Origin of the sequence: Halovibrio sp. HP20-59 (assembly GCF_033052795.2) — a bacterium.
Lineage (GTDB): Bacteria > Pseudomonadota > Gammaproteobacteria > Pseudomonadales > Halomonadaceae > Vreelandella.
Genome location: NZ_JAWJUW020000010.1, coordinates 138,992 through 152,189, shown reverse-complemented (window position 1 = coordinate 152,189; position 13,198 = coordinate 138,992). Strand labels below are relative to the sequence as shown.

The following is a 13,198-nucleotide window of genomic DNA, read 5'->3' as shown; positions in this document are numbered from 1 at the left end:
GTTGGTGTCGGAACCTGTATTCTGCGAGTTTGCCCCTATCCTGCCAATGCTATCCCTCAAAACGTCAACAGGCCCTAATAAACGGATCTCTTGCCATACATTTCGTCATAGCTTTGCTACCGAGCTGCTGAGAAACGGTAGGGATATTCGAACGGTTCAAGAGTTACTTAGGCATTCTGATGTATCTACCACACAGATTTATACCCATGTGCTCGGCCAACATTTTGCGGGCTTAACAAGCTCTCTGGATGCTATAGCTTAGGAGCTGTCAAATCACTACCAGGAGTTTGATGGAGGCACATGCTTATGTTGCTTGGCTTAACCCCCTGTTAAGCTATACGAAAACACGCTACCGCCCCGGTGCATCTGGGCTATGTTAAAACGCTCCGCTCGCCACCGTTTCACTAATCTTAATCGTCTTTCACTCACGTAAAAAGACGTTATATTGTTGACGTTACTCAGCTTTCTTCGGCATTGCAAAGCTATAGCTAACGTTTTTTTATGCTATGTCCTTTCCCTAACCCCAAGAACATGGCTAGCGTCTGTGGCCCCATCATCGCCCGACGAGTCTGGCTCTTACGGGTGGGCTCAGTGCCAATAGCGGGCTGCGCGCATGCTGGGTAGTGCGGGTCATGTGAACTGCCTTTCCCTATCCCAAACATGCGTTCAAGCTCTGGGGTCTTATCATCGCCCGACGAGTCTGGCTCTTACGGGTGGGCTCAGTGCCAATAGCGGGCTGCGTGCTGGGTAGTGCGGGTCATGTGAACTGCCTTTCCCTACCCCAAACATGCGCTCAAGCTCTGGGACCTCATCATCGCCCGACAAGTCTGGCTCCTACCACCCCGTCAGCCGCTAGTTGCGCGGTGTTCAGTTCTAATGGTAGATAAGCCGAACGCCTTTAGATTGAGTTCAGCGCTGGCCTTCCTTGGCAAATCCGATTAGCCTGCTAAGTCGATCAATAAGGGATTTCGATGCAAGAGACGACTCCTCGGCAGCGCTTGGCGGGCGTGCTGATTCTGTTTGGACTAATCGCACAGATTATCGGTTTTACCGGCTGGTTGGGCACCGCGAATGCAGTGAGCTATTTGCTGTGGGCAGCGGTTGTGTTGCTGTGGCGGGATATTCCTAAGCGTTCGCGTATACAGGCGGGCGTACTCATTGCGCTGGGTGCGGGCATGCTGCTAGTGGCGCGGTTAGTGTATGACGCCGAGGTAGATTGGGCCGCTATGTTGCAGGGCAATACGTTTGTGGCGGCCATGCTGGTGGGCGTTAGCTTTATCTCGCTGATTGGTAAACAAGGCAACAAGGGTGCGACGGGTAGCCAAGTGACCGGAGCTGGCGGTATTTTGCGTACCTGGCTGGGGGTTCACTTCCTGGGTACGATTTTAAATCTTTCTACCGTGTTCATGGTGGGCGATAAGCTGGCTCGCAGTGGCCCGCTCACCACTCCACAGCTGCTAGCGCTAAACCGAGGGCTTACCAGCGCGGCGCTGTGGTCGCCGTTTTTTGCGGCCATGGGCGTGGTTATCGCGTTAGTCCCTGAGGTTGAGTATGCGCAAATTGCCTTGGTGGGTTTTCCTATGGCGATGCTGTCAGGACTATTAACCACCTTTGAGCTACGGCGACGGTTTGATCTCAGTGAGGTGGCGGGTTTTTCGCTAGCGCCACGTAGCCTATTTATGCCAGTGGGCATGGCGGCGCTGGTGATGTTGTTTCATTTTTTGCTAACCCCTAGTCTTACCATCGTCAGCATTATTACCTTTCTACTGCCTGGCGTGGCAGTACTGAGCAACTTACCCAATGGGCCCCAGTTTACACTGCGGCGCATTCGTCAGCACACTACCGCCCGGCTACCCGCGATGCGTGGTGAGGTTTCGCTATTTTTAGCCGCAGGGCTTTTGACCATTGGCCTTTCGACGCTGGTGACGGCGGCAGCAGGCAGCGATTGGACGCTGTTCACCCGCTTTGGCACCCTCCAGGCGATGTTTAGCTTTGCCGCCATTACGCTCAGCGCGTTAGCGGGTCTACATCCCATTATTGGCGTATCAGTGCTAGCCTCGATACTCAACCTGCAGAATGGCGAACAAACGCTATTCGCGTTCGTAGCATTAAGCTCTTGGGCGGTGGGTACCAGCGTGGGCCCGCTTTCCGGGGTTAATCTCTCACTTCAAGGGCGCTACGGCGTGAGCGGCTATCGTATGATGAAGAATAATCTGCTCTACGCGGCGGTAATGAGCCTGCTCTCGCTGGGTGCGATCGCAGGCATCAGTTTAGTGATCAGCTAGTGATTGATCAGTCAGAGCTCAAGTCTCAACAATTTTGCTGGGAAAGCGGTAGAAATAGCGATGACCGCATTGATGGCATGGCTCCAAGCGGGCAACGGTGGTCAGCATCACCTGTGCATCGCAGTGGGTGCAGGCCATTAGTCCGGGCGCTGCCATCTCACCTTCGCAGTAGTCGGCGCGGGCAGCCTCTAAATCTTCCTCAAAGCGCTCGCGTTCGACCACGCTGCGGTCGGCAATCGACAGTAGCGATTCCGCCACACGGCGAGAAAGATGATCAATGTCAATGCCCAGCCAGCTAGCCACCTGCTTGCCAGTATCCGCCATGTAGTAGCGCATGTCTTTAAGGTCGCGCTCGACCCAGGCACGCAGCAGAGCTAGCTCGTCTTTGGTAAATTCTTCCAACTCCGATTCGAACTCAACTGCTTCGTCCAAGTCTTTCTGCAAATTATCCCAGGTTAGCTCGTTGGCGCCCCCCTGCATCCGTTCTAACAAACGTTCATAGCCCTCGCGTAGGCGATTGTCATTTGCTTGCTCACTCATGGTGCCTCTCCTTTTGTCGACGCATGTGGCTTCCTATCATCGGCTTACCGTTCAAGGATACACCTGCATAGGATACAATCGACCTCACTTATCTGACAGATGTCATCTAACATTCACTTTGCGCCCGCATGGGCGAATACGCCAAGGCATTAAAATACCGATGGACGCACATTATAGCCCTAGTGAAATTGAACGCGACGCCCAGCAGTACTGGGACAAACATCAGTGTTTCAAAGCAGTAGAAGACGCAAATCGCGAAAAGTTTTACTGCCTTTCCATGTTCCCCTACCCCAGCGGTAAGCTCCACATGGGCCACGTGCGTAACTATACTATCGGCGACGTTGTCTCGCGTTTCCAGCGCATGCAGGGCAAAAATGTTATGCAACCCATGGGCTGGGATGCCTTCGGGATGCCCGCGGAAAATGCCGCCATCCAGAACCAGGTGCCGCCCGCCAAGTGGACCTACCAAAACATCGATTACATGCGCAATCAGTTAAAGGCGTTGGGTTTTGCCTACGACTGGAGCCGCGAATTCGCCACCTGCGATACCAGCTACTACCGCTGGGAGCAGTGGTTCTTCACCAAGCTAGTCGATAAAGGCTTGGTGTATAAGAAAATGTCCACGGTGAACTGGGACCCGGTCGATCAAACCGTTCTCGCTAACGAACAGGTCATCGAAGGCCGCGGCTGGCGCTCTGGTGCGCTGGTTGAGCGCAAAGAGATTCCGCTGTGGTTCTTGAAGATTACCGACTACGCCGATGAGCTGCTGGCTGACCTGGATAAAGTCGAGTGGCCGGAGCAGGTTAAAACCATGCAGCGCAACTGGATTGGCAAATCCCGCGGCGTTGAACTGAGCTTTGATATCAAGGCTAACGATGGCAGTGCCTGCGACCCGCTGGCGGTCTACACCACTCGCCCGGATACGCTGCTCGGCGTTACCTATGTGGCGGTTGCGGCTGGCCACCCGCTGGCTAAGCAGGCGGCTGAGCAGAACAGTGAGTTGGCCGATTTCTGCGATGAGTGCGCCAGGGGCGGCACCTCCGAAGCCGAGATGGCCACCAAAGAGAAGAAAGGCATGCTCACCGGCCATAGAGCGGTTCATCCGCTGACCGGCGATGAAGTGCCTGTTTACGTGGCTAATTTCGTGCTCATGGAGTTTGGTACCGGTGCCGTCATGGCGGTCCCCGGCCACGACCAGCGCGACTGGGAGTTTGCCACCAAGTACGGCATTGCGATCAAACCAGTTATTGCCGATGAGAGCGGCCAGCCTGCGGATATTTCCGAGGGTGCTTACGCCGAATACGGCACCGTGGTCAACTCTGGCGAATTCGATGGCCTAGGCTTTGAACAAGCGTTCGATGCGATTGCCGCGAAGCTTGCTGAGCTTGGCCGTGGCGAAGTCAAAACCAACTACCGCCTGCGCGACTGGGGCGTTGCCCGCCAGCGCTACTGGGGCGCGCCGATCCCGGTTAAATACGGCCCGGAAGGTCAAACCGTTCCGCTCACCGATGACGAACTGCCGGTGTCGCTGCCGATGGAAGTCACCGTCGATGCCTCGGGCTCGCCGCTGAAAAAGATGCCGGCTTTTTCTGACTTGGGCGATGGCTGGACCCGCGAAACCGACACCTTCGATACGTTTATGGAGTCGTCCTGGTACTACGCGCGCTTCTGCTGTGCGGATAATACCGAAGCAATGCTGGATGAACGCGCCAACTACTGGCTGCCGGTTGACCTCTACATTGGCGGTATCGAGCACGCCATTCTGCACCTGTTGTACGCACGCTTTTTCCACAAGCTGATGCGTGACTTTGGCCTAGTGGATTCCGACGAGCCCTTCCAGCAGCTGCTAACACAGGGCATGGTCATTGCAGAAACCTTCTACCGCTCTACTGATAATGGCGGCAAGCAGTGGTTTAACCCTGCTGACGTGGAAGTGAAGCGCGACGAGAAAGGCCGCCCGCTGAGCGCTATTTTGATGAGCGACGGCGATCCGGTGGAGATGGGCGGCATCGAGAAGATGTCCAAGTCGAAAAATAATGGCGTTGATCCACAGTCGATGATCGACAAGTTCGGTGCCGATACCGTACGCCTGTTTATGATGTTCGCCGCCCCGCCCGAGCAGTCGCTGGAGTGGTCAGATTCAGGCGTTGAGGGCGCACACCGGTTCTTGAAGCGCCTATGGCGTCAGGTAAATGAGCACTTGGCAGCGGGCACGCCCGGCACACTGGACGTCAATGCACTTAACGACGATCAAAAGGCGCTGCGCCGGAAAACCCACGAGACCATCAAGAAAGCCAGCGACGACATTGGCCGCCGCACCACTTTCAATACCGCTATTGCCGCGGTGATGGAACTCTCTAACGCCATCGGTAAGTTCGACGACAGCTCCGAGCTTGGCCTAGCGGTTAGCCGCGAAGCGCTAGAAGCCTGCGTGCTGCTGCTCTCGCCGATTACGCCGCACCTGTGCCATAGTCTCTGGGAGGCGCTTGGTCATTCAGGCCCCGCTATTGAAGCGACTTGGCCGGTGGTGGATGAATCCGCCCTTACCCGCGACAGCATTGAGTTAGTCGTGCAGGTTAACGGCAAGCTGCGCGCTCGCCTTGAAGTACCGGCAAGCGCCGATAAAGCGACTATTGAAAAAATGGCGATGGAGCATGAAAACGTTCAGCGCCACCTTGAGGGCAACACCGTGCGCAAAGTGATCGTGGTACCGGGCAAATTGGTCAACATTGTGGTGAGCGGATGAACCGACGTCGCTTTCTTACCATAAGTTTAACTGCAAGCATCGCCGCTTCGGCGGTGCTGCTCAGCGGCTGCGGCTTTCATTTGCGCGGTCAGGCATCGCTGCCTACCCTGCCCACACTTTCGCTAGAGGGTGATACCAACAGCGCCGTCGCTCAGCAAGTCGCTACCCGGCTTCAGCAACTGGATACTCAGGTAGTCGCGGATGCACCGTGGCGAGTCACCCTGGGTACGCCCGTTTTAAACGAGCGCCGCCTAGGCGGTGATGGCCGGGCAAGCCGCGAACACGAGCTAACGCTGAGCACGACCCTTTCAGTACAAGAGCGGGCCACTAACGCCTACCACCTTAATAACGTGACGGTTGAAACGAATACACGTATCCGGGTCAGCGACGATGATCTGCTCAACCGCGAAACGCTGATGATGGAAGCTGAACAGGCGCTTTCGCGTCAGCTATCTCAGCGCATCATCGAGCGTCTTGCCAACGTTGAGGGCATGCAGTGAAGGTATTTGCTGATCAGCTACCCGCTGCGTTGGCAAAAAAGCTGCCGCGCGTGGTCATCGTGGCGGGGGATGAACCCTTACAGCATCGTGACGCTTGTGATGCGGTAAGGGCCGCCGCCCGTCAGGCGGGTGTTGAAGAGCGCGAAGTACTGGATGTCGAGCCCAATTTTGCGTGGGGCCGCTTGATGGAAATGTCGAGCAATCTTTCACTGTTTGCCACTAGCAAACTGATGGAGCTGCGCTTAGGCAATCACAAGCTAGGCCAAGAAGGCAGTAAAGCCTTGGCGCAATACGCCGAGACCCTGGATAATAGCGATGACGTTCTGCTCATCAGCATGGGCAAGCTAGACGCCAAGCAGCAAAAAAGCGCCTGGTTTAAAACGCTGGATAAGCATGGCCTATTCGTACCGGTGTGGCCGGTGGATGCTTCGCGCCTGGGCTATTGGTTGCGTGATCGTGCCTCGCTGCACGGCGTACAAATCGACCTGGATGCTGCCCGTCTGCTGGGCGAGCGCACCGAAGGCAACCTGCTAGCCGCTGACCAGGAACTGCAAAAGCTGGCGTTGATTCACCCCCAAGGCACGCGCTTAAACGTTGAGAGCATCGCCCAGGGCGTTGAAGACAGTACACGCTTTGATGTTTTTAATTTGGCCGATGCCTGCCTGAAAGGCGAACCCAGCCGTGCCTCACGCATCGTCAACGGGCTGCGCAGTGAAGGTGTTGAGGCGCCGATTGTGCTTTGGGCGCTTAGTCGGGAGCTACGCACCCTGCTTTCGCTGCATCAGCACCTGGATCAAGGGCAGAGCTTTGAGCACGCCTGCAAAACCCAAAAGCCGATGATTTTTGATAAACGCCGTCCGGCTTACCAGAAAGCCATTGGGCGCCTGCCCATGAAGCGACTGCATAAATTGCTATTAATGGCCCAGCGTCTTGATTTAGCGGTCAAGGGCGCAGCAGCAGTGCCGCTATGGCCTGGCCTACACGATTTAGCCATGACCATGGCCGGTGGCCGTGGGCTACTTTCCGAAATAGCCTGGACCTATCGCATTAGTGCAAACAATTAGCACTTTGTAGATTAAGCTTAAAAATCAAACCATTTGTTTCTATACTCATTCCACACCACCCCACTAGTCTATAAGGAAGAAGACGATGAAAACATTGCGTGCTTACCTCTCGACCCTACTCATTGCAGCGCTCGTTATTACCAGCTTACCCGTTGCCGCTACCCCCACTGCGCCCCAATCAATGGATCTAGTCTCTACCCAATCTGTTTTGGCAGCTGACCGTGCTGGCGCTGATCGCGAACGGATCAACGAGATCCTGGCCCGCGCCGATGTGCAAGATCAACTGTTAAAGCAGGGTGTTGATCTGGACGAAGTCGAGGCCCGCGTTGCGGCACTAAGCGATGCTGAAGCCCAGCAAATGGCAGACCAGCTTGAGCAACTACCCGCAGGCGCTGGCGTTGTGGGCGCACTATTTGCGGTATTTGTTATCCTGCTGGTGACTGACATTCTCGGCCTGACCGATGTTTATCCGTTCACGCGTTAATATAGGCCGCCCATGCCCCCTATGTTGTTGAATAACCGGCTGTTGAATAACATTTTTTCTAACGCCCGCTTAGCGGGCGTTTTTATTATGCTGCTACTGTTGAGTGGCTGTGCACGAAACCCGGTACTGCTGCAAAGTACCTATCAAGCGCTTCCCCCCCATGCAGAAATCACCAGTGTGCCGTTTTATGCCCAAACGAAGTTTCAGTGCGGCCCTGCCACGCTGGCGATGGTACTCAATCACCAAGGGGTCGACACCGACGTTGAAGAACTGACACCCCAGGTGTTCTTACCCGAGCGCGATGGCAGCGTGCAGCCCGAGATGCTAGCTACAGTGCGACGCTATGAGCGGCTTGCTTATCCTATTCGCGGCACCATGGATACGCTACTCGGCCATTTGGCGGCTGGCGACCCTGTTGTGGTAATGCAGAATTTATCGCTGCCTATTTTCCCTATGTGGCACTACGCCGTCGCCATAGGATACGACTTGCCCAATGAAACGCTCATTCTGCGCAGCGGCGAGATAGAGCGTCACAGCATGTCATTTAGCCGTTTCGATGCCACTTGGGCACGTACTGAACGCTGGGGGTTTGTGGTGGCCAAGCCGGGTACGTTACCTGCAGGTATTAGCGTCCGTAACGCCTTAGAAGCGATTAGCGCCTACGAAGAGACCCATGGCCCGCGCGCCACGCTTTCCAGTTGGCAGGCGTTTGTAAAACGCCATCCCACTAACGCTATGGGACAGTTTGCGTTAGGCAATGCGCTTTACGCAGACCAGCAACCAGATGCAGCCATTGAGGCCTTTCGACGAGCCACTGAGCTGGATCCAACAATGGGCGCTGCCTGGCTAAATCTAGGCCTAGTATTGACTCAACTTGAAGCGGTGGAAGCCGCTATTGATGCGTTGACTCAGGCTGCTTGGCTTGAAGGAAGCTGGCAACAACAAGCACGCTTAGCGTTAGACGCGTTAAAAAAATTCTAAATAGGCCTTTAATATCAATCACTCAGCAAAAGTATCAAATCGCAAAAGTACAAGTATGGTCCTGCAATTAGTAAAGTCGAGGGATAGCTAAAAGACTGCACGAATGTTTAAGTTGTAATAAGAACGGATTCTTCAAGCAGCCCATGGAATTACCTGACCATTGACGGGAGAGGTGCCATGCATTACAGGTCTTGGCAACGTAAGCGCTTTTATGCTTCCCACGTGCCCCTACTGAGTCACCAAGCCTTAGTAGGCAACGCCCTTACGATCACCACGTAGCGGTGGACATTCATCGTTGCTTTGGCCGCTGGCGCTTAGCGTCGATCGTTGCCATTATTCTAATGGTGATTACGGCTTCTCTTGGCAGCTACCTGTATAGCGTATGCCAAAGAGCCAGTACCGACTACACCCCGTTGATCAGTGACATTGTGGTCGCACAGCAGGCAACACTGCAGCGGCAGGCAGCACTTGAGGAAGGAAGCCGCCAACCCAACAGTCAACATCTTGACTATATTGATTATTTTATCTCAATCTCTAAACAACATTTAAATAATATACGCACAAGCATCGAAGACCACCGCTATCTTGTCCCGAAAGTTGGTTATTTAGACAGTCATTTTGACGAGCTAAATAGCCGTCTCGCGCGCTTAACCCAACAAGTCACAGAAGCCCAACCGCAGCCTGAATCTATTGAACCATTACAGCGTGAGGCTATGCTGATCGGTAGCCGCCAAACTGGGCTATACACCCAGTTGCTTGATGAGGTTCATGGTGTCGCTCAAGAACAACACTCATTAATGCAGCACCTCTCAATTGCCGTTAGTGTGCTATTGGGGCTAGTGGTCAGCGCGGCTGGGATTCTATGTATGATGGTTGTTAACTTGCATCGGCAGAGCAACTTAATGCAAAAACTGGTGCTAACCGATTCATTAACAGGGCTTTATAACCGGCGCCATCTGGGGGATGTAGCATTCGCGGCACTTACCCAAGCAAAGCGTAATAAAACCCCACTCAGCCTATTACTGATAGATATCGATCACTTCAAGCATATCAACGATAGCTATGGACACCCCGTGGGCGATGAAATACTTCGCCAGCTTAGTGATCGGTTGCGATACCTCAGTCGTCCCTCAGATACGTTGGCAAGAATTGGCGGCGAGGAATTTTGTTTATTAATGCCCAATACGCATATCCAGGACGCCTTGCAAGCAGCTCAGCGATTACGCCGCGAAGTCGAAAAAATGGCCATTAACGGCCAGGAATCGACGTATAACTTGACCATTAGCATTGGGGTCACCACCAGCAACGGCGGCGAACATACCTTTGAGAGACTCTACTGCTTTGCAGACAAGGCACTGTATCTAGCCAAAGCAAACGGACGAAATCGAGTAGAGAGCCTGCTACCCGTCACTCCGACCTCCCCAGACCAGCCTCAAAAAACTTACCTTCCTTCACTAGTGGACCAGTCTACTGACCCTTAGCCTCCTTGTTTTCAGCAACTAGAGCAACCGTTTTAAGCCGCAATAATGCACGCTCGGTCTATTAACGGCGGGTAGCATTATAACCTAGGTCTGCGCCGCGGCTCTCGTCGCTGCGACGACGAACGCTGCCGCGCTTACGATTTTCTTCCTCGCACACTTCATCTTTACCGCCACAAATATCGCAGCCGTCTTTCATGCCAATTTGATTTAAACCGCCGCAAGAACCGGCAATCGGTTTGCGACCCATAATGACGCCAACTGCCATTACGCCCATAATCAGCGCCATAAAGCCAAATACCAGTAGCCAAATCGCCATATCATTCTCCCAGCTTATTGCTTAGCTTATTTATCTTCCTCACCTAACGACAACAGTCGTGCCGATAAGTGCCTCACGGTCTCATTGCAATAACTGATTATACCTCAGGGAGGCTGTTGTCATCAGCGAAAGAGCACCTAAAACAAACGGGGCTAGCCAAAAGGCCAGCCCCGCTTACCACTACTATCAACTCAATGCCAACTGTTAGCCACCGAAATCATCCAACAGGATGTTTTCAGGCTCAACGCCCATATCAAGCAGCAACTTGATAACCGAGGCGTTCATCATAGGCGGCCCACACATGTAGTACTCACAATCTTCAGGCGCAGGATGGTTCTTCAAATAATCTTCATACAGCACGTTATGGATAAAGCCAGTTGGCCCTTCCCAGTTATCTTCCGGCTGCGGATCAGACAATGCCAAGTGCCACTCAAAGTTGGGGAACTCTTCGGCTAGCTGGTCATATTCTTCGTTGTAGAAGGTTTCACGCCAGGAGCGTGCGCCGTACCAGAAGGAAATTTTGCGATCGGTCTTCAGTCGCTTCAACTGATCGAAGATGTGGCTACGCATCGGCGCCATCCCGGCACCGCCACCGATAAAGATCATCTCAGCGTCGGTGTCACGGGCGAAGAATTCACCAAATGGCCCCATTACCGTCACCTTATCGCCTTCTTTAAGACTGAAGACGTAAGTCGACATTAGGCCAGGCGGGTGATTGGTGCCAGGTGGTGGCGTTGCGATACGAATATTAAACTTGAGGATACCCTTCTCGTCTGGGTAGTTTGCCATGGAGTAAGCACGAATGACTTCCTCTTCGTTTTTATGGGAAATTTTGAACATATCAAATTTTTCCCAATCACCCCGGTACTCCTCTTCAATATCAAAATCAGAGAATTTGACATCATAAGGAGGAGCAACGAGCTGCACATAGCCACCGGCGCGGAAGGCAACTTCTTCACCCTCAGGCAGCTTCAAGTTCAACTCTTTGATAAAAGTGGCAACGTTGGGGTTAGCAATAACCTCGCACTCCCACTTTTTCACCCCAAAGACTTCTTCAGGCACTTCTACTTTCATGTCCTGCTTTACAGGCACCTGGCAAGAAAGGCGCCAGCCCTCTTTCTTCTCACGCATGGTGAAGTGCGATTCTTCAGTGGGCAAAATGGAGCCGCCGCCCTCTTCTACCCGGCACTTACACTGAGCACAAGAGCCACCGCCACCGCAGGCGGAGGAGAGGAAAATACCGTTAGCGGCAAGCGTATTTAGCAGCTTGCCACCGGCTTGTGTACTTAAGGTATGCTCAGGATCGCCGTTGACCTCAATGGTCACGTCCCCGCTACTCACTAGCTTACTGCGCGCTGCCAGAATGATCGCCGTTAAGCTAATAACGATGACCGTGAACATGACAACACCGAGCAAGATGACTGTTGTATCAACCATGTCGGTTTCCTATTGCTGGAGGTTTTGGATAACCCAACGGCGCACGCTTTGCACCGTTGGGAAAAACCGGCTCCGATTAAAGCTGAATGCCCGAGAAGGACATAAAGCCCAACGACATCAGACCCACGGTGATGAACGTAATACCTAGCCCTTGCAGGCCGCCCGGCACATCGCTGTACTTCAGTTTTTCACGAATACCGGCCAGCGCGGCAATTGCCAGCGCCCAGCCAGTGCCCGCACCGAAGCCATAAACAACGGCTTCACCGAAGTTGTAGCTCCGCTCGACCATAAACAATACGCCACCCAGGATGGCACAGTTAACGGTGATCAGCGGCAGGAACACCCCTAGCGCGTTATAAAGCGCCGGTACGTACTTATCAAGGAACATCTCCATGATTTGTACCAGTGCTGCAATAACACCAATGTAAGAGAGCAGTCCAAGGAAGGACAGGTCAATGTTTTCCGCGCCACTAATGCCCGTCCAGGTCAACGCACCTTCCTGGAGCAAGTAGGTGAAAACCAGGTTGTTGACCGGCACCGTCACGGTTAGCACCACAATAACCGCAATACCCAGGCCAATCGCCGAGGAAACCTTTTTAGACACCGCCAAGAAGGTACACATCCCCAGGAAAAAGGCCAATGCCATGTTTTCCACAAACACCGAGGCAACAAAAAGACTCAGATAATGTTCCATGTTACACGGCCTCCTTGGGTTTGGTGTTTTCCTTCATTTTGAACTCATTACTTTCTACCTGCTCTGGGTTAACAGCACGTAGCACCCAGATCAGTAGACCGATAATAAAGAACGCGGAAGGCGGCAGTAACAGCAAACCGTTGGGAACATACCAGCCACCGTTTTGCACGGTCTGAAGAATAGTGAACCCAAAGACGCTGCCAGAACCCAGTAGTTCACGCACAAAACCCACAACCATCAGTACAAAGCCGTAACCAAGGCCATTGCCAATACCGTCTAAAAACGACATGCCCGGCGTGTTTGACATCGCAAAACCTTCTGCACGCCCCATGACGATACAGTTAGTGATGATCAAGCCAACAAACACAGAGAGCTGCTTGGACATCTCATAGGCATAGGCTTTGAGAATCTGGTCGACCACGATAACCAGTGAGGCAATAATGGTCATCTGCACGATGATACGAATCGAAGAAGGAATATGATTCCGGATCAACGATACGAAAAGGTTCGAGAAAGCCGTTACGAAAATAACCGCCAACGCCATCACCAGCGATACGCTCATGCTGGTGGTCACCGCCAGTGCTGAACAAATCCCCAATATTTGCAATGCAATGGGGTTGTTCTTAAAAATCGGCGCTGTTAAAACGCCTTTTGCATTTACGTCCGCCAT

The 13,198-nt window shown here is 53.3% G+C and carries 12 protein-coding genes and 1 pseudogene; 8 read left to right on the top strand and 5 right to left on the bottom strand.

Going from position 1 to position 13,198, the window contains the following annotated elements; all coding sequences use genetic code 11:
• Positions 1-70: 70 nt before the first annotated feature.
• Together RZA33_RS12890 and RZA33_RS12885 are read left to right on the top strand one after the other, a co-directional pair.
• A pseudogene (locus RZA33_RS12890) lies at positions 71-262 on the top strand (tyrosine-type recombinase/integrase); the annotation flags it as partial.
• A 709-nt stretch (positions 263-971) separates the two neighbouring features.
• Complete coding sequence (locus RZA33_RS12885; RefSeq protein ID WP_317508123.1) at positions 972-2,285, top strand: hypothetical protein; 1,314 nt, start codon at positions 972-974, stop codon at positions 2,283-2,285.
• An 18-nt stretch (positions 2,286-2,303) separates the two neighbouring features.
• Here the strand turns inward: RZA33_RS12885 and RZA33_RS12880 are convergent, their stop codons facing one another.
• Positions 2,304-2,825 (bottom strand): zinc ribbon-containing protein, encoded by a 522-nt coding sequence (locus RZA33_RS12880; protein WP_317508122.1) that lies wholly within the window; start codon positions 2,823-2,825, stop codon positions 2,304-2,306.
• Between the two features lie 160 nt (positions 2,826-2,985).
• Between RZA33_RS12880 and leuS the strand changes: the two genes are divergently transcribed.
• From leuS to RZA33_RS12850, 6 genes are all read left to right on the top strand, one after another.
• Complete coding sequence (gene leuS, locus RZA33_RS12875) at positions 2,986-5,571, top strand: leucine--tRNA ligase (RefSeq protein WP_317508121.1); 2,586 nt, start codon at positions 2,986-2,988, stop codon at positions 5,569-5,571.
• Positions 5,568-6,071, top strand: coding sequence for a hypothetical protein (locus RZA33_RS12870; protein ID WP_317508120.1), 504 nt, complete (start codon positions 5,568-5,570; stop codon positions 6,069-6,071). Before leuS ends, RZA33_RS12870 begins: the two co-directional genes overlap by 4 nt.
• Positions 6,068-7,135 carry a DNA polymerase III subunit delta gene (holA, locus tag RZA33_RS12865; RefSeq protein WP_317508119.1) on the top strand — a complete coding sequence of 356 codons (1,068 nt, stop codon included), beginning with the start codon at positions 6,068-6,070 and terminating at the stop codon, positions 7,133-7,135. The genes RZA33_RS12870 and holA overlap by 4 nt, the downstream gene beginning before the upstream one ends.
• 85 nt (positions 7,136-7,220) lie before the next feature.
• Positions 7,221-7,619, top strand: coding sequence for a PA2779 family protein (locus RZA33_RS12860; RefSeq protein WP_317508118.1), 399 nt, complete (start codon positions 7,221-7,223; stop codon positions 7,617-7,619).
• Between the two features lie 12 nt (positions 7,620-7,631).
• Positions 7,632-8,600, top strand: a complete 969-nt coding sequence (locus tag RZA33_RS12855) for a PA2778 family cysteine peptidase (RefSeq protein WP_317508117.1) — start codon at positions 7,632-7,634, stop codon at positions 8,598-8,600.
• A gap of 281 nt (positions 8,601-8,881) precedes the next feature.
• Positions 8,882-10,081, top strand: a complete 1,200-nt coding sequence (locus RZA33_RS12850) for a GGDEF domain-containing protein (protein WP_317508116.1) — start codon at positions 8,882-8,884, stop codon at positions 10,079-10,081.
• A 61-nt stretch (positions 10,082-10,142) separates the two neighbouring features.
• Here RZA33_RS12850 and nqrM read toward each other — a convergent pair whose 3' ends face one another.
• The 4 genes from nqrM to RZA33_RS12830 all read right to left on the bottom strand — a co-directional run bounded on the left by nqrM (position 10,143) and on the right by RZA33_RS12830 (position 13,198).
• Positions 10,143-10,397 (bottom strand): (Na+)-NQR maturation NqrM, encoded by a 255-nt coding sequence (gene nqrM / locus RZA33_RS12845; RefSeq protein WP_317508115.1) that lies wholly within the window; start codon positions 10,395-10,397, stop codon positions 10,143-10,145.
• A 204-nt stretch (positions 10,398-10,601) separates the two neighbouring features.
• Positions 10,602-11,834, bottom strand: coding sequence for an NADH:ubiquinone reductase (Na(+)-transporting) subunit F (gene nqrF, locus RZA33_RS12840; RefSeq protein ID WP_317508114.1), 1,233 nt, complete (start codon positions 11,832-11,834; stop codon positions 10,602-10,604).
• Between the two features lie 76 nt (positions 11,835-11,910).
• Positions 11,911-12,528: an NADH:ubiquinone reductase (Na(+)-transporting) subunit E gene (gene nqrE, locus RZA33_RS12835; RefSeq protein ID WP_146876278.1), complete on the bottom strand. Its 618-nt coding sequence runs from the start codon at positions 12,526-12,528 to the stop codon at positions 11,911-11,913.
• A gap of 1 nt (position 12,529) precedes the next feature.
• Entirely contained in the window at positions 12,530-13,198 is a 669-nt protein-coding gene (locus RZA33_RS12830; RefSeq protein ID WP_317508113.1) for an NADH:ubiquinone reductase (Na(+)-transporting) subunit D, read from the bottom strand.

Bases quoted from the DNA above. Each gene is read 5' to 3' on its own strand.
- RZA33_RS12885 (WP_317508123.1), top strand. From the start codon at position 972: ATGCAAGAGACGACTCCTCGGCAGCGCTTGGCGGGCGTGCTGATTCTG.
- RZA33_RS12880 (WP_317508122.1), bottom strand. From the start codon at position 2,825: ATGAGTGAGCAAGCAAATGACAATCGCCTACGCGAGGGCTATGAACGT.
- leuS (WP_317508121.1), top strand. From the start codon at position 2,986: ATGGACGCACATTATAGCCCTAGTGAAATTGAACGCGACGCCCAGCAG.
- RZA33_RS12870 (WP_317508120.1), top strand. From the start codon at position 5,568: ATGAACCGACGTCGCTTTCTTACCATAAGTTTAACTGCAAGCATCGCC.
- RZA33_RS12860 (WP_317508118.1), top strand. From the start codon at position 7,221: ATGAAAACATTGCGTGCTTACCTCTCGACCCTACTCATTGCAGCGCTC.
- RZA33_RS12855 (WP_317508117.1), top strand. From the start codon at position 7,632: ATGCCCCCTATGTTGTTGAATAACCGGCTGTTGAATAACATTTTTTCT.
- nqrM (WP_317508115.1), bottom strand. From the start codon at position 10,397: ATGGCGATTTGGCTACTGGTATTTGGCTTTATGGCGCTGATTATGGGC.
- nqrF (WP_317508114.1), bottom strand. From the start codon at position 11,834: ATGGTTGATACAACAGTCATCTTGCTCGGTGTTGTCATGTTCACGGTC.
- nqrE (WP_146876278.1), bottom strand. From the start codon at position 12,528: ATGGAACATTATCTGAGTCTTTTTGTTGCCTCGGTGTTTGTGGAAAAC.
- RZA33_RS12830 (WP_317508113.1), bottom strand. From the start codon at position 13,198: ATGGCGGACGTAAATGCAAAAGGCGTTTTAACAGCGCCGATTTTTAAG.